Origin of the sequence: Duncaniella dubosii, assembly GCF_004803915.1 — a bacterium.
Taxonomy (GTDB): Bacteria; Bacteroidota; Bacteroidia; order Bacteroidales; family Muribaculaceae; genus Duncaniella; species Duncaniella dubosii.
On record NZ_CP039396.1, the window covers coordinates 2,862,665 to 2,885,428 of the forward strand.

Here is a 22,764-nt window from a genome sequence, read left to right on the forward strand (position 1 = left end):
GAATGTCAATATTGACGGAGAAAAAGCGTTTTAATTCTGTGGGTTGACGAGCGAGTTTAAAGATGGAAATTCCGGATGGTATTTTAAGAATGCGATTGAAATCCCGACAATGAATCCTATCCACTGTGCACTGAGTGTGCCACAGGCCACACCTTTTACTTTCAGTCCGAGAACGAATACGAGAAACAGGCTGATTGCTATGTTCGACAGATTTATTATGAAAGATACCCACATCGGGGCTTTGGCATTTTTAAGCCCTAGAAACCAACCCGTAAGAACGAATGTCCCGAGATAGGCCGGTGCACCCCATATCAATATTGAAAAATATTCGCCGACAATCATTCCGATATCGCTTTTTACTTCGAGAATCCCGTTCGCAAACGTCAGAATTATATTTCTGCATAGAAGCATGATGACTGAAGCTGCAAATGTGACGAGAAGACCGCGTGCGAGCACAAGGTCGCACGAATTCTTGTTATTTGCCCCATTAGCCTGTGCGGTCAGTCCGCTTGAACCCATGCGCAGAAATGCAAACAGCCAGTATAACATATTGAAGATCGTCCCTCCGACAGCAATGGCTGCAATGTAGCCGGCACTCCCCATATGACCAACAATCACCACATCCATCAGCGCGAGCAGTGGAGTGGTGATGTTGGTGATTATCGAGGGTACTGCGATTGACAGTATTTCACGATTAATCCTTTTCATGACAATGTGTCGGGAATCAGTCTTTGAGGGTCTTGGCTTTCATTGATTCCCAGATGAGATAAATGATCAGCAGTGCATAGACAGCGAGTCCGGCCCATTGTGTGGCGATTACATCCATCGGATTCTGATATTCAAAACCGAGGAATCGAGTCAGTGCTGCGAATACACCGAAGAGCGCGCCACCGGCAATAAGACCCGATGAAATGAGAGTGCCACGGTCGCGACGGGCATCGTTGACGGCCTTGTCCTTTGAACGGCTACCCACGAACCATGCTATAGCGCCTCCTACCAGAAGCGGAGTGTTGAGCTGAAGCGGTATGAACATGCCAAGGCAGAATGCAAGCGCAGGAACGCCGAGCCAGTTCAACAGGAGGGCGAGTATCGCACCAACCATGTAGAGAATCCAAGGTGTGTCGCCACCCATCATAAGTGGTTCGATGACTTTAGCCATCGCGTTGGCCTGAGGCGCTACAAGTGCATTGTCGCCGGTGAATCCGTAAACCTGATTCAAAAGAAGAATCACACCGCCTACTGTGGCAGCCGACACGAGTGTGCCGAGGAACTTCCAGCTTTCCTGCTTTTTAGGTGTAGAGCCTAACCAGTAGCCGACTTTAAGGTCGGTGACAAAGCCGCCGGCCATTGAAAGCGCTGTGCAGACAACTCCACCGATGACCATTGAGGCTACTATGCCTGACGAACCACTGAGCCCTATGCCGACGAAGATGGCAGAAGCTATGATGAGGGTCATAAGGGTCATGCCCGACACGGGGTTTGAGCCTACGATTGCAATAGCGTTAGCGGCCACGGTGGTGAACAGGAATGCGATGAGTGTGACGACAAGCCATGCGACAAATGCCTGCCAGAATGTGTTGATGACACCGATCCAGAAGAATAATAGTACTGCGATCAAAGCGATGGAGACGAAGAATACGATATGTTTCATCGAAATATCGCTCTGCCAGCGCACGGTCGAAGAGCTGTCGGCTTTGCCTTTGAGTTCACGGCCGGCTAGACCTACAGCACTTTGAATTATACTCCATGATTTTACAATGCCGATGATACCGGCCATCGCGATACCGCCGATACCGATAAGACGGGCGTAGTCTGCAAAGATGGCTTCAGGTGACATTGCTGTAATCTCGGAGCTTCCGTATGTGCCGAGCATCGGGATGAGAACCCACCACACAAACACAGAACCTGCAAAGATTATGAATGCGTAGTTGAGCCCGATAATATAACCGAGTCCAAGCACGGCCGCGCCGGTGTTGCAGCTGACAACAAGCTTGGTCTTTTCTGCAAGAGTCTGTCCCCAGCTTGTCACAGCGGTATTAAGCACTCCGGCCCACCAGCCGAAAGTTTCCACGACATAGTCGTAGACACCACCGATAAGCGATGCAATGACAAGTGTTTTGGCTTGTCCGTCATTTTTAGCTGAAGCTTTGGCAATACCGCTTGCAAGCACCTGCGTAGTGGCTGTCGCTTCCGGAAAAGGATACTTTCCGTGCATATCCTTCACAAAATATTTTCGGAAAGGAATGAAGAAAAGTATTCCAAGTATGCCTCCGAGTAGTGAACTTAGGAAAATCTGAAGGAAGTTGACTGTGATTTCAGGATATTTAGCCTGAAGGATGTAGAGGGCGGGCAGGGTGAATATCGCTCCCGCGACAATCACGCCTGAACATGCTCCGATACTTTGGATGATTACATTCTGGCCAAGCGGATTCTGCTTTTTCAATGCGCCTGAAAGCCCGACCGCGATGATGGCGATTGGAATTGCGGCTTCAAACACCTGTCCGACCTTGAGTCCGAGATATGCGGCCGCGGCACTGAATATAACAGCGAGCACAAGACCCATTGTCACCGAGTAGGGGGTGACTTCGGCGTAATCGCGGGCAGGGTGCATGATAGGACGATATTCTTCATCATTCCCGAGTTCGCGGAATGCGTTTTCGGGAAGTTCAAGAGGATCGGCCTCCATGTATATTTCTTTAGCTTCTCTATGGTCTGCCATTATAAATAATGTGATTTAAATGAATGGTCTTTATTCTGAAAAATATGAAGGCGGGAATGGACGGCAGTTGTAGCGTGAGGCCATAATCTCGCCGTATGCTCCGGCTGATCTGAGAGCTAAAAGGTCGCCGCGTTTCAGTGCCGGGAGTGTCTCGTCCTGACCGAAACAGTCGGAAGACTCACAAATCGGGCCTACCACATCGTAGTGATGGAGTTCGCCGTTAGGATTGGTGATGTTCTCAATTTTATGGTGTGCGTTGTAGAGGGCGGGACGTATGAGGTCGCTCATGCCTGCATCGACGATTGCAAACTTTTTGGTAGTTCCTTCCTTGACATACAGCACACGTGTGATGAGCGAGCCACATTGGGCGACAACTGAACGGCCTAATTCGAAATGAACTTCTTGATCCGGTCGGATGTGCAGATGGTTGTGGAATGTCGTGAAATATCCTTCGAAATCCGGGATAGGATGACGTTCGGGATGTGCATAGTCTATTCCAAGTCCTCCGCCGAGATTTATTGATGAAAACGTGATTCCACGGCTTTCATATTCATCCTGAAGGCGGTTGATTGTCTCACAGAGCATGACGAACGGCTCGTTTTCTGTGATTTGTGAACCGATGTGGAAGTGAAGCCCTTTTAATTCGATGTTGGGGAGAGTGCAGGCAAGCGCTACCATTCCGGGAAGCATTTCAAGGTTTATGCCGAATTTGTTTTCGGCAAGACCTGTAGTGATGTAGGCGTGGGTATGGGCATCGATATTGGGATTCACACGGATGGCTATGCGCGCGGTTTTTCCCATCTCGGTGGCTATCTGACTTATGACACGCAGTTCCGGCTCTGATTCGACGTTGAAACATTCAATATCTTTTTCAAGTCCGAGACGGATCTCATTGTCGCTTTTGCCTACGCCCGCAAACACGATGCGGTCGCCACGGAACCCGGCCTCAATAGCAGTTTCTATTTCCCATCCGCTCACACAGTCGACACCGAAGCCGGCCGCCTGTATATATCGGAGTATGCCGGGGTTGGCATTGGCTTTTATAGCATAATGGACTTTGAAACGGGAATCGCGCGCTGTGCGCTTGATTTCTTTGAGTGTACGGTCAAGCAGCTTCAGGTCGTAGAAATAAAACGGGGTCTGAAGAGATGAAAATTCTTCTATTGGAAAACGTGTCATTATTTTTCGTTGAAAAGGGTTTCACTGAGACGACGCAGGGCTGTAATCTTGTCTTCCTTGCGGATGAGGAACGAAATGTTATAGTTTGAACCGCCATAGGAAATCATACGGACAGGAATATCAGCAAGTGCTTCCATCGCCTTTGCTTCATAACCAGTGTTGGTCCATTCCATGTTTCCCACCACACAGATGATCACCATGTCGCGGTCAATGGTCACAGTACCGAATTTTTTCAGCTCGTCGACTATCTCAGGCAGGAAGCGTTCTGAATCGATGGTGAGTGACACACCGACTTCGCTTGTTGCAATCATGTCTATCGGAGTGCGGTATTTCTCAAATGTCTCGAACACACGGGTCAGGTAGCCGTAGGCAAGAAGCATGCGTGAGCTCTTGATTTTGATAGCTACGATATTGTCTTTTGCTGCGACGGCTTTGATTGTCGGTTCAGTGATGTTGTTGTAGATGAGTGTTCCGTGAGCTTCCGGCTCAAGTGTGTTGAGGAGGCGTAGCGGGATGTTGTTGACCTTTGCCGGAAGTACGCATGTCGGATGAAGAATCTTGGCTCCGAAATAAGCGAGTTCAGAGGCTTCCTCATAGTGGAGTTCATTCACAGGACTGGTCTTGTCGACAAAACGCGGGTCGTTGTTGTGCATACCGTCGATGTCGGTCCAGATTTCTATTTCTTCAGCCTCGATGGCTGCACCGATGAGCGATGCCGTGTAGTCGCTTCCTCCACGCTGCAGGTTGTCGATTTCGCCTGTGGAGTTGCGGCAGATAAAGCCTTGGGTGACATAGATGTCGGCATCCACATATTTATCGAGCAGAGGCTGGAGATGGAGCGATATATGCTGCATGTCTGGCTCGCCGTTAGTGTCGGTCTTCATGAAATCGAGAGCGGGAAGTGCTTCCGCATAAAGTCCACGTTCGTTAAGTAATATAGTCATCATTGCCACGCTCATGATTTCGCCTTGGGCAAGGATGATTTTTTCTTCAACTTCGCTGAAAGTCTCGCGCTGGGTGAACGAACGGATATAGTTGAAACAGGCTTTTATCTCTTTGAGTGCTTTCTCGCGGCTCTCATGTTTGTCATAGAGTGCGGCAATTGTTTTGAGATATTTTGACTCAAGAAGGTTGATTGTTTCTTTAGCACCGTTGGTATTCTTTTTGTAGAGATAATCGGAAATCTCGACAAGCGAATTGGTAGTGCCTGACATTGCGGAAAGCACTATGATGTTTTTACCTCTCTCCGACACGAGATCGGCAACGTGACGGATGCGTTCTGCGGAACCGACCGAGGTTCCTCCAAACTTTAAAACTTTCATGTGTTAAACTGTATAATGAATGTGATATTTGTTAATCGGAAACTGTTTGCAAGAGTGACAATTTATGCGATTTTAGTAAATTATTCGCAAAATTACAACAAAATCTCTAAAAAGCGAACCAAATGACCGTTAAACCTTTCATTTTTACGGTCATTTGGTTCGAAAATTTAATAATTATATATGTGGCACTGTCTGCCGTCTTGTTTTAGTTTACAATGCCGTTATGGTTATCGTTGTTTCCAGTGTTTTAATGATCAGAGGTCATCCGCTTAAGCAGAGAGTAGGAGGGGACTATGCCAAGTTCGCCCGATCGGCTGAGGTCGGGGAATGCTTTTGCCTTGTCGCCCATTGTCAGATAGACAAATCCTCGGTTGTAGAAAGCCTCTCCGAAGTCACGTTTAAGCTCAATTGCTTTGGTAAAAGCCTTGACAGCATCGTCGAGACGGCCGGTTTCGGCAAGAATCACACCTTTATTATAATAGGCTACAGGCATGAATGGTGACAACCTGATAGCGTTGTCAATATCATGGAGAATTTCTTCGGTCTCATTTGCTGTCAGCAATGTCCTGCTTTCACGGTTCATTCCTCCTTTCATGCTGTAGCGGATCTGTGCTCTGAGCAGATAGGCGAGAGCAAAGTCAGGTGTAAGCTCAATCGCTTTGTCAAGGTCGGAAATTGCATTGGAATAATCTTCGATGGTGTACAGATCCATTGCACGACCGAAATAGTCAATGGCTCGCGGTGGATGATTGGCGATGTAGGAGTTATAGAAATTTATTGACGAGCGGTGGGTCTCGTCGGCTTCCGGCCCTTTGATGCTTGCCTCGCGATTCGTTACCTGAAGGATAAACCGTAGTAGCCCTGTGGCGTTGAGTTCGTTCACTTCGCGGATATACTCGCTGTTTAGCTTTATCTCGGTGGGCGAGGTATAATATGTCACGATAAAAATCGGTTCGAGTTCCACTCGGATATCCTGATCCTGTACCTTGCCACGGATTGTTGCGATTTCATTCTCGTTGGTTGCGCTGGCGGAGATTGTGGCAAGCGAAGAGAACCGTTTTTTCACCTGTTCCTGCGTCTCTGTCACCTGCGGGCGCTCATCATTGTCTCTGCCATTTTTGGCGCTTTCGTCGGTTGAAGAGCCTGCATTGCCCGCGAACTGACGGTCTGCCGGGACTTGTACGTTTGTTTTTGCAAGAGCGAGTGATTTGTTATAGTCCTTTTCGGCAGATGCCATATCCCCTTTGCGACGTTTGATGTCATAGCGCAGGAAGTATGCAGCCGCAAAATCGGGATAAGCTTCAATCACACGGTTGAGGTCGGCGAGAGCACTGTCGAAGTCGCCGATTTCGGCTAACAGTATAGAACGGTTATAAAGCGTCTTGTAATCGTCAGGGTTAAGATTGATGACAGATGAAAAGTCTTCAATAGCTTTGTTAGTGTCATGGACTTCTGCTCGGAGTAAACCTCGGTTGAATAGCGCCAAAGTGTTAAGCGGATTGAGTTTCAACGCATGTTCATAGTCATCGAATGCTCCGTAGATATCATCGGTCATATATCTGAGATATGCACGGTTGATATAGAATCCCGCATTCTCAGGCTGTAGTTTGATGGCCATATCCATGTCTCCGAGAGCACTTTTGTAGTCCTGTCCTGAGTGGATGGCGATGTCGGCCCGCATGAGATAGCCGTTGATGGCAGACGAGTTTATTGACAGGGCTTTTTCAATGTCGGCTTTCGCGGCTACAGTGTCCTTTTCTTCAAGTCGTATGCGGGCCCGACCAAGATAGCCGTTTTCAAAGCGGGGATATTTTTTGAGCAGTGATTCAAATGTATTCAAAGCTCCTTCGCGATCTTTGACCTCGTTCTGTGCCATCGCCTTGTTAAACATTACTCCCCTGCTTTCAGGAAGCATTTCAAGCACTTTGTTGTAGTCTTCGATGGCTTCTCGGTTTTTCCCTTGGTTCTGGCGTGCGACACCCCTGACTTCATAGGCATCGACAATGAACGGGTTGCGTTCGATAGCGAGCGTCGCATCTTCTTCTGCACCGGCGAAATCGTCAAGATTGAGTTTGGCAATAGCTCTGTAGAAATATGGCTTTGCCAGTTTCGGATTCACACTTATAACCTGATTAAAATATTGGATTGACAGTATGTAATCTTCGAAATAATGGGTGTTTGCACCAATTCTAAGCACCTGCTCGGTATTGATTTGTGCGCGGATGGAGATGAATGTGGAGAATAGCAATGTGATTACAATTGCAGACTGATATAATCGCGACATTTGCGTTGAATATGATGATTCTGATTTTTATTTAACGGCAAATGTAGTGTTTTATGAGAAAACGACGAAAAATTTAAGGAAATTTTGGAATTTTAGTGGACGCGATTGCGGTCCGAATGAATCAGGGAGTATATTTATAGCCGGAATGCCTTTATGATTTGTTCTTATGGGAAATAATTGATTAATTTTGCAATACTGTTTTCGGTATGATTAAAAATGGAATCTGATTGTGTTTATAACTATGCCATTAGCAGGTTCAGAATATTGCTTATGGCCTTATTTGTATGTATGGGAACTCATATTTATGCCGCCTCTCTTTCAGAGGTTTTGGAGGCGAGAGGTTTCGTGGCTGTCAATAGGATGGACACGACTATAAAGGTACGGCTTATGTATGCCGCACCTGACAACTTCACAGAAGTGACTCTTTATGATGATATCCGTGATGCCTATCTTCATCCCGATGCTGCCAAGGCGCTTCTGAAGGCTCAGGAAGAGCTTCACAAGCTTTTCCCTTCTTACAATCTGCTTGTGAAAGACGCGGCACGCCCTATGAGCGTCCAACGGAGAATGTTTTCAGCGGTTCAGGGCACACCGAAAACCAACTATGTCGCTAATCCGTCAAAAGGAGGAGGACTGCATAACTATGGCCTTGCAGTAGACATAACGATTGTTGATGAAAACGGAAATGAGCTTGCGATGGGAACTCCCGTAGACCACCTTGGCTCCGAAGCCAATATTGATAAGGAAGAACGGATGGTTCGTAATGGTGTCATATCGGAGACTGAACACCAGAACCGTCTTTTGCTCCGGCGTGTGATGACCGCTGCCGGATTCAAACCTCTGAGGACGGAGTGGTGGCATTTTAATTTTGTCAGCAAGCGTCAGGCACAAGCCGCATATAAATTGCTCGATTTCTGACAGGCGAGCATGTCGTCTATGTGTAAAATCATAAATTTTCACTAATTTTGCATCCGATTTCGGACGGAGATGTCTGTCCGGCATGATTGTCAGGGTATCTTGACAAAACCAATCTGTAAAAGAACGAAAAATAATAGCAATATTCCTATGGCATTGAAAGAAGAAATAGCGCGCCGGCGCACTTTTGCGATTATCTCGCATCCTGACGCGGGAAAGACCACCTTGACTGAAAAACTACTCCTTTTCGGAGGTGCAATTCACGTGGCGGGAGCTGTCAAGTCTAACAAGATTAAAAAGACTGCCACCTCCGACTGGATGGAGATTGAGAAACAGCGTGGTATTTCTGTCGCTACATCTGTGATGGGTTTCAATTATGGAGATTATAAAATAAATATTCTCGATACCCCGGGTCATCAGGATTTTGCAGAGGATACTTACCGCACGCTGACTGCGGTCGATAGCGTTATTATCGTTGTCGACGTTGCCAAGGGTGTCGAACAGCAGACCCGAAAGCTTATGGAGGTGTGTCGTATGCGAAACACGCCGGTTATTATTTTTGTCAACAAGCTTGACCGTGAGGGTCGTGATCCGTTTGATATTCTCGACGAGCTTGAGAGTGAACTGAAAATAAAGGTGCGTCCTCTGTCATGGCCTATTAATATAGGTGCCAAGTTCAAGGGTGTGTATAATATTTTCGAGCACTCTCTCGATTTGTTTACTCCTGACAAGCAACGTGTCAGCGAACGTGTGGAGATCGACTCTGTTGATGATCCACGTATTGACGAAAGTGTTGGCGAGACTGACGCGGCCAAACTTCGTGAGGACCTTGAACTTATTGAAGGCGTTTATCCCGAATTTAACGTTGAGGAATATCTTGAGGGAAAAGTTGCACCGGTGTTCTTTGGATCGGCACTCAATACGTTTGGTGTCAAGGAGCTGCTTGACTGTTTTGTACAGATAGCTCCCGCACCACGTCCGACAACTTCTGAAGAGCGTGAAATCAAGCCTGACGAGGAAGGTTTCTCGGGCTTTGTGTTCAAGATTCATGCCAATATGGATCCTAACCACCGCTCATGTATCGCCTTTGTGAAAGTCTGCTCAGGAAAGTTTGAGCGTAACGCTCCTTATCGTCACATCCGTTCGGGCAAGACCATGAAGTTTGCTGCTCCGACAGCATTTATGGCTCAGAAAAAAAATATTGTCGATGAGGCCTTCCCCGGTGATATAGTCGGTATTCCCGATACAGGTAACTTTAAGATCGGTGATACTCTGACTTCAGGTGAATCACTTCATTTTAAGGGGCTTCCGAGCTTCTCGCCGGAGATGTTCAAATATATTGAGAATTCCGACCCGATGAAGACGAAACAGCTTGATAAGGGTATACAGCAGCTTATGGACGAGGGCGTTGCTCAGCTGTTTGTCAACCAGTTCAACGGACGCAAGATTATCGGTACGGTCGGACAGCTTCAGTTTGAGGTGATTCAATATCGTCTGCTCCATGAATATGGTGCTCAGTGTCGCTGGGAACCAATTTCGCTCTATAAGGCGTGCTGGATTGAAAGTGACGATGCCGAGGCTCTTGCCGCGTTCAAAAAACGCAAATTCCAGTTCATGGCTGTTGACCGTGAAGGGCGTGATGTGTTCCTCGCGGATTCAAACTATGTGCTTCAGATGGCCCAGAGTGATTTTCCCAGATTCGCTTTCACTTTACCAGTGAATTTTAATAAATTTTGCGATAACATTCTGTCTGTATTTCTCCGTCATGCCTACAGTGGTGTGGCGGGGTTCTTTTAGATGGCTGGATGTTGTAATTATGAGGTGAGATGGACGTGTTATCTACATGTCGTTATTTTGTCATTAATGAATATGAGTCAAAAATTTATTATTCATGCAGATGAATTTGCGGTGATGTTAATTGTCTGGATTGATAGAGAAAAGATTGATTTTTTCAGATGAAAGGACATTATTATGATTAAAATAAGTGGTATATTTGCATTGTTAACTTTAATCATAAAAACCGAAAAATATTACCGATGGAAAGCAAAAATTCATTTGCCATGAGCCGTAACCATGTAGAGCGGACTCTTGGAAAATCATCAGCTGATTTTACGAGGCCTGACATCATTGACTATATCAGTCAGGAAGGAATTGAAATGGTCAATTTTATGTATGTCGCTGCCGACGGTCGGTTGAAGACTCTTAATTTTGTAATCAATTCGCTTGAATATCTCGAAACTATTCTTTCAACAGGGGAGCGTGTAGATGGTTCGAGTCTCTTTCCTTTCATTGAAGCAGGCCGAAGCGATCTGTATGTAATACCGCGTTATTCATCGGCTTTCCGTGACCCGTTTGCCGAAATTCCGACACTGACATTGCTGTGCAGCTATTTCGACAAAGACGGCTGTCCGCTTGATTCAGATCCGCGTCAGATTCTTGAACGTGCATGTAGGGAGTTTACTGAGGTGTCGGGGCTTGAATTCGAGTGCATGGGAGAATTGGAATTCTATGTCATAGGCACAGATCCCGGGACTTTCCCTGCAACCGATCAGAAAGGGTATCACGAATCCGGTCCGTTTGCCAAATTCAACGATTTTCGCACAAAAGCAATGTCGCTGATTGCATCGACGGGAGGACAGATAAAATACGGACATTCCGAAGTCGGAAACTTCAAACACAATTCGCTCATTTATGAGCAGAACGAGATTGAATTTCTTCCGAATCCGGCGCTCCGGGCGGCAGACCAGTTGTTGCTTGCCAAATGGATTATTCGTGAACTTGCCGCAAAGGAGGGACTTGATATAACATTTGCACCTAAAATCACGGTCGGCAAGGCCGGTTCGGGTTTCCATATCCACATGCGGCTCATGAAAGACGGTATGAATGTGACTCAGAATACTAAGCGGGAACTTAGTGATGAAGCACGCCGAGTGATTGCCGGTCTGATGATTCTCGCACCTTCAATCACAGCATTCGGCAATAAGAATCCGACAAGCTATATGCGCCTTGTCCCCCATCAGGAAGCCCCGACCAATATCTGCTGGGGTGACCGCAATCGCTCGGTACTGGTCAGAGTGCCGCTTGGTTGGACCTCCGGCAAAGATATGTGCGTGCAGGTTAATCCATCAGATCGTTGTGACATGGAAACTTATGCAAAGCAGACATTCGAGATGCGCTCTCCTGACTGCTCGGCGAATGTTTATGAACTTCTTGCTGCTCTCTGTGTGGGTGCGCGTCTCGGATTCGAAATGGACGAGAAAGAAGCTCTTGAGATTGCCAAGCGCACTTATGTCGATGTAAATATCCATGCAAAAGAAAATGCTTCAAGGCTTGCCGGACTTGAGACTCTGCCGACATGTTGCGTGGAGTCGGCCGAATGTCTTGAAAAACAACGTGCCATTTATGAGTCTCGCAATGTATTTGCAAAGGCAATGATTGACGATGTCATTCGTCAGCTTAGAAGTTTTGACGACAAGCATCTTGCCGAACGTCTGAAGTCTGACCCTGTCGAACTTCAGAAACTTGTCAGCCGTTATTTCTATTGCGGTTAGCATTTTATGATTTAAACAGATCTTATATTAAGTAACATTAATCCCTATTTTGACCAATGTCATCTGTCGAACAACGTATCTACGAGCTACGCGAACAGCTCGACCGACACAACCATGCCTACTATGTTAATAATGCCCCTGAGATTAGCGACTATGAATACGACATGCTGATGAAGGAGCTTGAAAAGCTTGAAACTGAGAATCCTGAATTTGACGACCCTCTGTCGCCAACTCATCGTGTCGGATCAGATATAACAAAGGGCTTCGAGCAGGTGGTGCACCAGCATCCCATGTTGTCGCTTGGCAATACATATAGTGTTGAAGAAGTCGATGACTGGGTCAGACGCTGCAATGATTTACTTGGAAATTCGTCAGGTTTGAAATCAGTTCCTATTGTTGGTGAAATGAAGTTTGACGGTACGAGTATCTCGCTGATTTATGAAAAAGGCAGACTTGTCCGTGCTGTCACCAGAGGAGACGGTGAAAAGGGCGATGATGTTACTGAAAACGTAAAAACAATCAGGAGTATCCCTCTCAAACTACGCGGAGAGGGATACCCTGATAAATTTGAAATAAGAGGCGAGATAGTCTTGCCTTGGAAAGCTTTCGACCGTCTCAACGAGGAACGTGCTTTCAACGAAGAGCCTCTGTTTGCCAATCCGCGCAATGCGGCGGCAGGAACTCTGAAGATGCAGAATTCTTCGATTGTCTCGCGTCGTGGTCTTGACGCATATTTCTACTATCTTATTTCCGATCAACTTCCGTGTGACAATCATTACGACAACATGTTGCGTGCAAAAGAATGGGGATTCAAGGTCAGTAGCCTGATGACGCTGATGAATTCAATCGAAGAGGTCGACGAATTTATCAGAAGGCTTGACATTGAGCGCAAAGAGCTGCCTGTTGCGACGGATGGACTTGTTTTTAAGGTCAACAATCTTCGCCAGCAGTTAAATCTTGGCTATACTTCAAAGTCGCCGCGCTGGGCTATCGCCTACAAGTTTGCTGCTGAAAGGGCTTTGACCCGACTCCGTTTTGTCTCGTTTGAGGTTGGTCGTATGGGCATAGTGACACCTGTGGCGAATCTTGAACCTGTATTGCTTTCAGGTACGATAGTGAAACGTGCTTCTCTTCACAATGAGGACATAGTGAAGACACTCGGTATACATGAACACGACATGCTCTATGTGGAAAAGGGCGGAGAGATTATTCCGAAGATAACAGGAGTCGACACTGCCGCGCGTGAGAATGATGCCGCGCCTGTCAGGTTTGTCACCCTTTGTCCGGATTGCGGAACAGCTCTGATTCGTATTCCCGGTGAAGCTGCTTGGCAGTGTCCCAACAAATATGGATGTCGTCCGCAGCTTATAGGACGGTTGGAACATTTTGTTGGCCGTCATGCTATGGATATTGAAGGTGTAGGAGAGGAGAATGCCGCACTTCTTTATGATGCCGGGCTTGTGAAGGATATCGCTGATTTCTATACGTTGAAAGCATCCGACCTTGAAGCTCTCGAAAGAGTCGGACCTCGTACTGCGCAGAGAATTCTCGAAGGAGTCGAAGCCTCCAAGTCTGTGCCTTTTGACAGAGTGGTCTATTCGCTTTCCATACCATTTGTCGGTGAGACGGTCGCACGAAAGCTTGCGCGTGGAGTGGGGGATATCGATACGCTTCTTGCCATGAGTCGTGAAGAATTGGTTGCTATCGACGATATTGGTCCGAAGATTGCGGATGCGGTTATAGAGTATTTCTGTGTCCATTCCAACAGGACTATAGTCGAGCGCTTGCGTGAAGCCGGTGTGCAGATGGAGATGCCGGAAGAGGATAAATCGGGCCATTCCGATATCCTTGCCGGTAAGACCATCGTAATCAGTGGAGTTTTTTCCCTCCATTCGCGGGAGGAATATAAGGAAATGATTGAGAAAAACGGAGGTAAGAATTCCGGTTCGATTTCAAAGAAGACATCATTTGTTCTCGCTGGCGACAATATGGGGCCGGCCAAACTTGAAAAAGCCCGTTCGCTTGGAGTGCCTGTCATAGATGAATCAGCCTTTTTGGAGATGATAGGAAAGTAAACAGAAGATAGGGATGGTCATTTCTGTGAATATCGGCAGAAATGACCATTTTGTCAAACATAAACCGGTTGCTTATGCTGATGCTTATTGCTGAATCAAAGACAATGACACCTTGCGACGGCATGATTAATGAATGTGATTACATGTCACACCGTCCGGCTCTTGAATCGGACGCTGCCGAAATTATGTCAAATTTGCGTAGTCTGAGTGTCGAGTCGCTTTGTGGATCAGTGAAACTCAGTCTGCCTATGGTCAGGAAGCTCCAGCAGATGATTTACGAGTTTCCAAACAAGGCATCAGGATCTAAAGCTATGAATGCTTTTATGGGAGTGGTCTTTAAAGCGTTTTCTTATCAGACTTTAGGCGAGGCATCAAGAGTTCGGACAAATGGGAGGGTGAGAATAATCTCATCTCTCTATGGATGGCTGAAACCTGATGACATAATCAAGAGTTATCGTTTTGATTTCACGACACCGCTTGCTCCTGACGGAAAGACATTTTCTTCATATTGGCGTGACAGTGTGACAAAACTCCTGTTGAAAGAAATCGAAAAGCAAGATTGTCATGATGTTTTAAATCTGCTGCCGGGTGATGCTGCACGTTGCATCGACTGGAAAGTTATAAATAGTCGGGTCAAAGTCTGGAAAGCAGATTTTAAAGAGGTTCATCCTGGCGCTGTCATGCGCACTCCAAATGCCGGACGGTTGAAAACTCTGCGAGGACGGCTTTTACGTCAGATTATTAACGAAGATATCATGTCGCCCGAACAATTGGTCTCAATAATCGGTGACGGCTATATTGGTCCTGATTCTATTGACGTATCGGGAAATATTTTATTCCATTCAATTGCGGATAATTGATTAGAATGTAGGTGAGATTGAGCTGAGCTTCGCCTGAATAGTGCGTGCTATCCGATAATGCCCATTGTCGTTCGGATGCAGACGGTCTGTCTCGGCATGATGGAAATATATGTCATGCTTGTGCTCCATAGGGAAAAGCCCGCTTTCAGAATATAGGTCTATCATTGGAACGGCCCACAATGTTGCTGCCTGTCGGAGAATGTCTATATAACTTTCGACATATAATCCTTGCCCGTTGGCATAATTTTCATTCGGCTGTACATTATTGTCGTTAAATTTAGCGTAACCACGATGGATCGGAGTCATGATTATTATCTGTTTTGTCGGATAGTTATGTTTAAGATATGACATCACACGGTTGATATTGCCTGTGAAAGTCGAGTCGTTCATTTCAAATGTCCTGTGCTTTCTCTGTTCGATATGACCGTTGACGTTTACACTATCGGTTGTCTCTGTGAAGAATTGTCCGACGGGAATGCTGTGGTTATAGTCGTTTGTCCCTGCCCATATAATAATCACGTCGATAGAATCTCCGACAGCAGTCTTCATCTCTTCAGCCTTTTTATAGATGCCGTCCCATTTATAGCCACTTCGGGCAAAAACACATGGCTTGATACCCATTAAGGTTTCAAGATATTTCCAATAATGTTTTTTGGTGGATTTGTTTTTGGGATCTGTCATAGAGTCACCGAGAAATGCCACTTTCTTACCGTTCCATGAAGTTGACAGATTGATGTCTTCGGCCGGAACATTGACTGTAGGAGCATGTGTATGTCCATCGTGAGAGTATGCGTTGATTGACGATAGCAGTAATGCGGTGGAGAGACATATAATAGATTTTGGCAGTTTCATGGTAAGACCTGTTTGACAAATTATGTAAAAAAGAAAAAAGGTAGCAGGACTATAAGCCGGGTTATGTCACTGTGGGACTTCTGTCAGGGGCTTACGGATTTCTGCCCTAAAGGTTGCCACAGCGCCCGTGTCATTTATCTAATCGGTGCTTCGCTTTGCTTCAGCACTCCAGCAGCCTACCCCCGGCAATGGACGAGCAACCCATTGTGACCAAATCCATTAAAGGATGTCACGCGCCGGTATACATGGCCTTGCAACCCATAAGACGTGCGGCATGCCGTGTCACCACGACATCCGGTGGGCTCTTACCCCACCTTTTCACCATTGCCCCGGTCACTCGAAAGTGGCTGAGGCTGTTATTTTCTGTCACGTTACTCTGCCGTCGCCGACAGCTCACTGTTAGAAAGTATGGTGCTCTGTGTTGCCCGGACTTTCCTCTTGCCGCTCCGGAGATCAACCTCCATCAGCAAGCGACACAAGCGTCCTGCTACCGTCGGCAAAGATACAAATAAAATTCAAAAACTTTGCCATTGATGAGGATTTATTGTATTTTTATGCCGCAAAGTTACTACAAAAAAGTGAAATGCGGAAAGATATAGTGATAGAATTGAGTTACAGGGGTTTCAGTCGTGCTTCCGATTATTCGTGAAGCCATCGCAATCACCGCTGAAGCCAAATCAGGACGCCGCTACGTTACTTGTCCGTAACCATGCCCGAAAGGGCGACAAACGGACACGGACAGCGAAACAAGACGTTAAGGATTAGTGAGTTATTGACAACTCACGCAACAAATCCGGTCACGAAAAAAGATTGCGCCGTTCCTCCCCGTTTTGCGTACCGACACCGGACTCTTCACCAACTAATTTTGAACCTAAAAAAATTAAGGACGATGAAGAGTACATTTTCAGTAATCTACTACCTCAAGCGTCAGGTAGTGAAAAAGGACGGGACAGTGCCCGTCATGGGACGCATAACGGTGGACGGCAGCCAGACGCAGTTCAGCTGCAAACTGACCGTCGATCCCAAGCTGTGGGACACCAAAGGGGGACGTGTCACGGGCAGAAGCACGGCGGCACTCGAAACGAACCGCATGCTTGACAAGATGCGGGTGCGCATCAACAAACATTATCAGGAAATCATGGAGCGTGACAACTTCGTCACGGCAGAAAAGGTCAAAAACGCTTTTCTCGGACTGGAACACCGCTACCACACGCTGATGCAGGTGTTCCGGCAGCACAACGAGGACTACGAGAAACAGGTGGAGGCCGGTATGAAAGCCAAAGGCACGCTCTTGAAGTACAAGACCGTTTACAAGCACCTGCAAGAGTTCCTCACCATCCGCTACCGTGTGAAGGACATCGCCCTGAAAGAGCTTACGCCCGCTTTCATCTCCGACTTCGAGATGTTCCTGCGCACTGACAAACACTGCTGCACCAATACCGTGTGGCTGTATGTCTGCCCTTGCGGACGATGGTGTTCATCGCCATCAACAACGAGTGGCTCACGCGCGACCCGTTCAGGGAGTATGAAATCAAGAAGGAAGAAACGACCCGCAGCTTCCTGACGAAAGAGGAAATCCGGCTGCTGATGGAGGGCAAACTGAAGAACGCCAAGCAGGAGCTATACCGTGATTTATACCTGTTCTGCGCATTCACGGGCCTGTCGTTCGCCGACATGCGCAACCTGACGGAAGATAATATCCGCACCTATTTCGACGAACACGAGTGGATAAACATCAACCGCCAGAAAACAGGTGTCGTTTCCAATATCCGGCTGCTTGACATAGCCAAGCGCATCATCGACAAATACCGGGGTCTGTGCGAGGACGGGAGGATATTCCCCGTGCCGCACTACATGACCTGCCTGTACGGAATCCGTGCCGTCGCCAAGCGTTGCGGCATCACCAAGCATATCACGTGGCATCAGAGCCGCCACACGGCAGCCACGACGGTGTTCCTCTCCAACGGAGTGCCTATCGAAACTGTGAGTTCCATGTTAGGGCACAAGAGCATAAAGACAACGCAGATATACGCGAAAATAACCAAAGAGAAGCTCAACCAAGACATGGAGAATCTTGCCGCGAGATTGAACACGATTGAGGAATTTGCAGGTTGCACCATCTAAAAAAGAAAAGCCATGAAACGTGACATAATCATCATAGAGGACAAGGCGGTCCGCGTAACCGGTAACGAGATATGGATGACCGCCGGAGAAATCGCCGGACTGTTCCATACGGGCGTCCCGGCAGTGAACGCCGCCATCAGGGCCGTTCTAAAGACGGACGTGCTGAGCGATTACGAAGTGTGCCGCTACATACAACTTGAAAACGGGCTGTACGCGGATGTTTACTCGCTTGAAATCATCATCCCCGTCGCCTTCCGGCTGAACACTTACTGCACACATGTGTTCCGCACGTGGCTGGTGGGCAAGGCACTCTCGAAGGAGAAGCGGCAGGCATACGTGATGTTCATACAGAACGGAAAAGCCGGGTATTGCTGAACACGCATACGTGCCAACAAAAAGGAAACGGACAGCCCAATTTGAGTTGTCCGTTTCCTTTTTTCGTTTTCAGGCTTCTTTTATTCCAGCGGCTTGCGGTAATTCGCTTCCAACAGTTCCCGCAGCCCCGATTCGGGGTAAAGCACCTTCCCGCCTAAAAGGATAAAGGGCAGCACCCTGTTGTTGCGGTACTCCTGCAAGGTGCGGCGGCTGACACGGAGCAGTACCGCCACCTCCCTGTCCGTCAGGTAACGCTCCCCGTCCAGCGGCGGGCGGTAACTTTCCAGAAAGGCGGAGAGCCATTTCGAGCCTTTGCGCATATTCTGCACCACGGTGGCAAGCGGCTCGTCCTCCATCGTAAACACTTCATTGTTCTCGTTCATCATAACTTCGGATTCAGTGGGTTGTGAATAATAAAAATCAAATCATCTTGCGCCGGGATAGAGCGTGCCGATAAGCGGAATGAGCCTTTTGACCTCCTCCGGCTTGTAATAGAACCTGCGGTTAATCTGCGAGTAGCCGATAAGCCGCCTGTCGCGCAACGTCTGCAACGTGCGCGGGCTGATCCTCAACTGCCCGCAGACCTCCTCGCCCGTGAGCCACCTTTCCAGCCGCCCTCCGTCGCTCTTGCGCTTCAAGGCGGCAACCTTCTCCGAGAGGGCGTTGAAGGACGCCACCATCATCTCGAAGGTACTTTTCTCGATAGATACTATTTCCATAAGCAAAACATTTCAGAGTTTGCCACAAAGGTAACGTCACAGCCGTGAACACGAGCCGTTTCCCGCTAAAAGGCTGTATGTTGCGCTGTCTGTCCGGGTTACGGAGCCATTTCCCATAAAAATCTTACGTGAGACACGTAGTGAGCTGTTAAAGCCCCTTTGGTTTATTGCCGAATTTTGCCACAGAAACCAAAAGAAAGGACTGAATATGAAAGTGATAACGATGGAAAGTTCCGCCTTCACCGCATTGACGGAACAGATAGCCGAAATAGCGGCACACGTGCGTGCCGTTTCGGGCGAAAGCAAGGGAGAATCCCCCGACAGGCTGCTCACCACCCGCGAGGCGGCGCACCTGCTGAACGTGAGTTGCCGCACCCTCCAGCGCATGCGCAGCGAACAGCGCATCGCCTATGTCGTGCTGCGCGGCAAGTGCCGCTACCGGCAGTCTGAAATCGACCGCCTGCTTGCGGACTGCACCGTGGTGGAGGACGCGGCGACACCGACGGAACTGAAACGCAACCACACGCTGCGCACGGGCGGCGGCAAACCCAGAGGAAGGAGGACGTGACGTATGGAACTGCTTACCCGAAACAATTTCGAGGACTGGATGCGGAAACTGACGGAACGGCTCGACCGTCAGGACGAACTGCTGCTTTCCTTGCAGCCGTCCGGCAAAGCCCCGGACCCGATGGACCGTATCAGGATGTTCGACAACCAGGACCTCTGCATGCTGCTCCAGATCAGCAAGCGCACCCTGCAACGCTACCGCAGCACCGGCGCGTTGCCGTACAAGACGCTCGGCAAAAAGACCTATTACAGCGAGGAGGACGTGCTGACGTTCCTTTCCGGACACGTAAAGGACTTCAAAAAAGAAGATATAGCCTTCTACAAGGCTCGTATCCATAATTTCTTTCAAAAATAACCATTAAAACATTTTTCAGATGGCAAAGAAAAAAGACGAAAAGGACGTGCTGATTGTCCGTGACGAGAAGACGGGCGAAATCAGCGTGGTAGCCGGGCTGAACGCCGACGGCTCCCCAAGCGCACCCCGCGAAAGCGGAGAACGCGCAAAGTTTCCTGCAATTCGACCGCCACGGCGACGTGCTGGACAACTTCTTCAAGAACTTCTTCCGGCAGTGTAAGGAACCCAGCCGCTTCGGTTTCTACCGTGTCGCGGCAGACCAAGCCGACAAACTGCTGGAGGTTATCAAGGACTTGCTGAAAGACCCCGACGGCAACAAGGAGATGCTTGCGCCCCACAAGGTGGACACCTCCGGCTACGAGAAGAAAGTGCAGGAGGAACAGGCGGCTGAAAAGCCTGAACAGAAACAGGAAGAACCTAAAAAACAGGAAGAAATGGAACAGAAAAATGAACAGAATCAGGAAAGCCCGCAGCAGACGCAGGGCAACCGGGGCTACCAGCCCATCGACGAGAGCAAGATCAACTGGCAGGAGCTGGAAGAGAAATGGGGTGTGAAACGCGATGACCTTGAGAAGTCCGGCGACCTGACCAAGATGCTCAACTACGGCAAATCCGATTTGGTGAGAGTGTCGCCCAATTTCGGCGGCGAGGCTTTCGAGCTGGACGCGCGCCTCTCCTTCAAGAAAGACAGCGAGGGTAATGTCAGCCTTGTGCCGCACTTCATACGCAAGGAGCAGAAGCTCGACGAGTACAAGGAACACAAGTTTTCCGATGAAGACCGTAAGAACCTGCGCGAAACGGGCAACCTCGGCAGGGTCGTGGACATCGTGGACAGGGAAACGGGCGAGATCATCCCCTCGTTCATCAGCATCGACCGCAAGACGAACGAGATTACCGACATCCCGGCAAACAAGGTGCGCATACCGGAGCGCATCGGCAAGACGGAAATCACCAAGCAGGAGCAGGACATGCTCCGCGCCGGGCTGCCCGTGCGCGACAAACTTATCGAGCGCAAGGACGGCAGGAAGTTCGTCACCACCCTTCAGGTGAACGTGGAGCAGCGCGGTGTGGAGTTCGTGCCGGGGACCGGCAGGTCGCCCCGTGCCGCACAGGCACAGGAAGCCAAGAACAATCCCATACAGGGACAGGCACAGGACGCGGAGAACGCCGCAGCCATACAGAACGGGCAACGCCGCAACTCGTGGACGAACGCCGACGGCAGTATCCGCCCCATCAGCAAATGGAGCGGCGTGGAGTTCACCGAGCAGCAGAAAGCCGACTACGTGGCGGGCAAAGCCGTGAAACTGGAGAACGTGACCGACAAGCAGGGCTTCCACGCCACGATGTACATCAGGTTCAATCCGGAGAAGGGACGTCCGTACCGCTACGACACCGACCCCGACAACGCACAGAAGGTCGCACCCTCCAACGAGAGCCGCACGCAGGTGGCGGTGAACAGCGAGGGCAAGACCAACGAAGCGACCAAGAACCTGAAAGAGCCGTTGCGGGAGGGACAGACCGCCCCGAAGGACACCGCGCAGCAACAGCAGCAGGAGAACGGCAAAAAGAGAAACAAGGGCATGAGGATGTAACCCTGTGTCCGCCACTGAATCCGAAGTAAACATTTGTAAAATTTCAAAACAGAAAAAAACATGAAGACAATCATTGCTGAAAAGCCATCCGTGGCACGTGAGATCGCCCGCATCGTGGGCGCGACAAAAAGAGAGGAAGGATATTTCGAGGGAGGCGGCTATGCCGTGACATGGGCGTTCGGACACCTCGTGCAGCTTGCCATGCCCGACGGCTACGGCATACGCGGCTTCGTCCGCGACAACCTGCCCGTCATACCGGATACCTTCACGCTCGTTCCCCGTCAGGTAAAGACGGACAAGGGCTACAAGCCCGACAGCGGCGTGGTGTCGCAGATCAAGACCGTCACCCGGCTATTCAAGGAAAGCGAACAGATCATCGTGGCGACCGATGCAGGACGAGAAGGTGAACTTATCTTCCGATACCTCTACCATTATATCGGATGTACTACTCCTTTCGTGCGCCTCTGGATAAGCTCGCTTACCGACAAGGCTATCCGCGAGGGATTACGCAACCTTGAAACGGGCAGCAAGTATGACAACCTCTATCTTGCTGCCAAAGCGCGGAGCGAATCCGACTGGCTCGTGGGTATCAACGGCACTCAGGCACTCTCCATCGCCGCCGGACACGGCACGTACTCCGTCGGACGGGTACAGACACCCACGCTGGCAATGGTATGCGCACGTTACTGGGAGAACCGTCGTTTCACGGTGGAACCTTTCTGGCAGCTCCATATTGCCGCCGACGATGGCAACGGCGAAGTGGTGAAATTCTCCTCTTCCGAGAAATGGAAAGCAAAAGAGCCTGCGACGGAACTATATAATAAGGTGAAGGAAGCAGGCACAGCCACCGTCACGAAAGCCGAGCGCAAGGAGAAGATAGAGGACACTCCTCTCCTGTACGACCTGACCACGCTCCAGAAGGAGGCCAACGCCAAACACGGCTTCACGGCGGAGCAGACACTTGAAATCGCGCAGAAGCTCTACGAGAAGAAACTTATCACCTATCCGAGAACCGGAAGCCGCTACATCCCGAAGACGTGTTCGTGGAAATCCCCAAGCTGCTCGCCTTCATCGGCAACTTGCCCGAATGGAAAGACAAAGTCAATCCGAAGGCAGTGCCTACACGCCGCAGCGTGGACGGCGGCAAGGTAACAGACCACCATGCCCTACTCGTCACGGGCGAGAAACCGCTGTTCCTCTCCAAAGAAGATAATACCGTCTATCAGATGATTGCCGGACGCATGATTGAGGCTTTCTCTGAAAAATGGTACAACC

Annotated in this window: 15 protein-coding genes, 1 other RNA gene and 4 pseudogenes; 11 read left to right on the forward strand and 9 right to left on the reverse strand. The window is 48.9% G+C overall.

The genetic code is table 11. The features are described 5' to 3' along the window. Positions 1 to 30 precede the first annotated feature (30 nt). From E7747_RS12780 to E7747_RS12800, 5 genes are all read right to left on the reverse strand, one after another. Entirely contained in the window at positions 31 to 708 is a 678-nt protein-coding gene (locus tag E7747_RS12780) for an MATE family efflux transporter (RefSeq protein WP_136416381.1), read from the reverse strand. A 16-nt stretch (positions 709 to 724) separates the two neighbouring features. Further along, entirely contained in the window at positions 725 to 2,719 is a 1,995-nt protein-coding gene (locus tag E7747_RS12785; protein WP_228449162.1) for an OPT family oligopeptide transporter, read from the reverse strand. 30 nt (positions 2,720 to 2,749) lie between these two features. Beyond that, entirely contained in the window at positions 2,750 to 3,901 is a 1,152-nt protein-coding gene (gene lysA / locus E7747_RS12790) for a diaminopimelate decarboxylase (RefSeq protein ID WP_136416383.1), read from the reverse strand. Beyond that, positions 3,898 to 5,220 (reverse strand): aspartate kinase, encoded by a 1,323-nt coding sequence (locus tag E7747_RS12795; RefSeq protein ID WP_123614698.1) that lies wholly within the window; start codon positions 5,218 to 5,220, stop codon positions 3,898 to 3,900. Before E7747_RS12795 ends, lysA begins: the two co-directional genes overlap by 4 nt. Positions 5,221 to 5,467: 247 nt before the next feature. Then, positions 5,468 to 7,504, reverse strand: a complete 2,037-nt coding sequence (locus E7747_RS12800) for a tetratricopeptide repeat protein (RefSeq protein ID WP_136416385.1) — start codon at positions 7,502 to 7,504, stop codon at positions 5,468 to 5,470. 288 nt (positions 7,505 to 7,792) lie between these two features. Between E7747_RS12800 and E7747_RS12805 the strand changes: the two genes are divergently transcribed. The 5 genes and pseudogenes from E7747_RS12805 to E7747_RS12825 all read left to right on the forward strand — a co-directional run bounded on the left by E7747_RS12805 (position 7,793) and on the right by E7747_RS12825 (position 14,905). Next, positions 7,793 to 8,422: a M15 family metallopeptidase gene (locus E7747_RS12805; RefSeq protein WP_228449163.1), complete on the forward strand. Its 630-nt coding sequence runs from the start codon at positions 7,793 to 7,795 to the stop codon at positions 8,420 to 8,422. A 147-nt stretch (positions 8,423 to 8,569) separates the two neighbouring features. After that, positions 8,570 to 10,146 (forward strand): annotated as a pseudogene (locus E7747_RS12810) (peptide chain release factor 3). A 309-nt stretch (positions 10,147 to 10,455) separates the two neighbouring features. After that, on the forward strand, positions 10,456 to 11,970 hold the full coding sequence (locus E7747_RS12815) for a glutamine synthetase family protein (protein WP_228449164.1): 1,515 nt from the start codon (positions 10,456 to 10,458) through the stop codon (positions 11,968 to 11,970). A gap of 56 nt (positions 11,971 to 12,026) precedes the next feature. Next, positions 12,027 to 14,045, forward strand: coding sequence for an NAD-dependent DNA ligase LigA (gene ligA, locus E7747_RS12820; protein ID WP_136416391.1), 2,019 nt, complete (start codon positions 12,027 to 12,029; stop codon positions 14,043 to 14,045). A gap of 80 nt (positions 14,046 to 14,125) precedes the next feature. Then, complete coding sequence (locus E7747_RS12825; protein ID WP_228449321.1) at positions 14,126 to 14,905, forward strand: YaaA family protein; 780 nt, start codon at positions 14,126 to 14,128, stop codon at positions 14,903 to 14,905. On the opposite strand, the gene E7747_RS12830 is transcribed toward E7747_RS12825, so the two are convergent. Continuing rightward, positions 14,906 to 15,757 carry an SGNH/GDSL hydrolase family protein gene (locus tag E7747_RS12830; protein ID WP_228449165.1) on the reverse strand — a complete coding sequence of 284 codons (852 nt, stop codon included), beginning with the start codon at positions 15,755 to 15,757 and terminating at the stop codon, positions 14,906 to 14,908. Positions 15,758 to 15,793: 36 nt separating this feature from the next. Next, positions 15,794 to 16,248, reverse strand: an RNA gene (gene rnpB / locus E7747_RS12835) — RNase P RNA component class A. Positions 16,249 to 16,646: 398 nt separating this feature from the next. On the opposite strand from rnpB, the pseudogene E7747_RS12840 reads away from it, so the two are divergent. Together E7747_RS12840 and E7747_RS12845 are read left to right on the forward strand one after the other, a co-directional pair. Continuing rightward, positions 16,647 to 17,881: pseudogene (locus E7747_RS12840) on the forward strand (site-specific integrase). Between the two features lie 12 nt (positions 17,882 to 17,893). Next, positions 17,894 to 18,256, forward strand: a complete 363-nt coding sequence (locus tag E7747_RS12845) for a RhuM protein (protein ID WP_120467382.1) — start codon at positions 17,894 to 17,896, stop codon at positions 18,254 to 18,256. 80 nt (positions 18,257 to 18,336) lie between these two features. Here E7747_RS12845 and E7747_RS12850 read toward each other — a convergent pair whose 3' ends face one another. Both E7747_RS12850 and E7747_RS12855 read right to left on the reverse strand, forming a co-directional pair. Continuing rightward, complete coding sequence (locus E7747_RS12850) at positions 18,337 to 18,642, reverse strand: helix-turn-helix domain-containing protein (protein ID WP_120467380.1); 306 nt, start codon at positions 18,640 to 18,642, stop codon at positions 18,337 to 18,339. Between the two features lie 39 nt (positions 18,643 to 18,681). Next, positions 18,682 to 18,975 (reverse strand): helix-turn-helix domain-containing protein, encoded by a 294-nt coding sequence (locus E7747_RS12855; protein ID WP_120467378.1) that lies wholly within the window; start codon positions 18,973 to 18,975, stop codon positions 18,682 to 18,684. A gap of 208 nt (positions 18,976 to 19,183) precedes the next feature. On the opposite strand from E7747_RS12855, the gene E7747_RS12860 reads away from it, so the two are divergent. From E7747_RS12860 to E7747_RS12875, 4 genes and pseudogenes are all read left to right on the forward strand, one after another. Beyond that, positions 19,184 to 19,543, forward strand: coding sequence for a helix-turn-helix domain-containing protein (locus tag E7747_RS12860; RefSeq protein WP_417010937.1), 360 nt, complete (start codon positions 19,184 to 19,186; stop codon positions 19,541 to 19,543). Between the two features lie 3 nt (positions 19,544 to 19,546). Then, entirely contained in the window at positions 19,547 to 19,897 is a 351-nt protein-coding gene (locus E7747_RS12865; protein ID WP_121737173.1) for a helix-turn-helix domain-containing protein, read from the forward strand. Positions 19,898 to 19,916: 19 nt separating this feature from the next. Next, positions 19,917 to 21,489: pseudogene (locus E7747_RS12870) on the forward strand (DUF4099 domain-containing protein). Between the two features lie 60 nt (positions 21,490 to 21,549). Further along, positions 21,550 to 22,754 (forward strand): annotated as a pseudogene (locus E7747_RS12875) (DNA topoisomerase); the annotation flags it as partial. Positions 22,755 to 22,764: the final 10 nt, after the last annotated feature.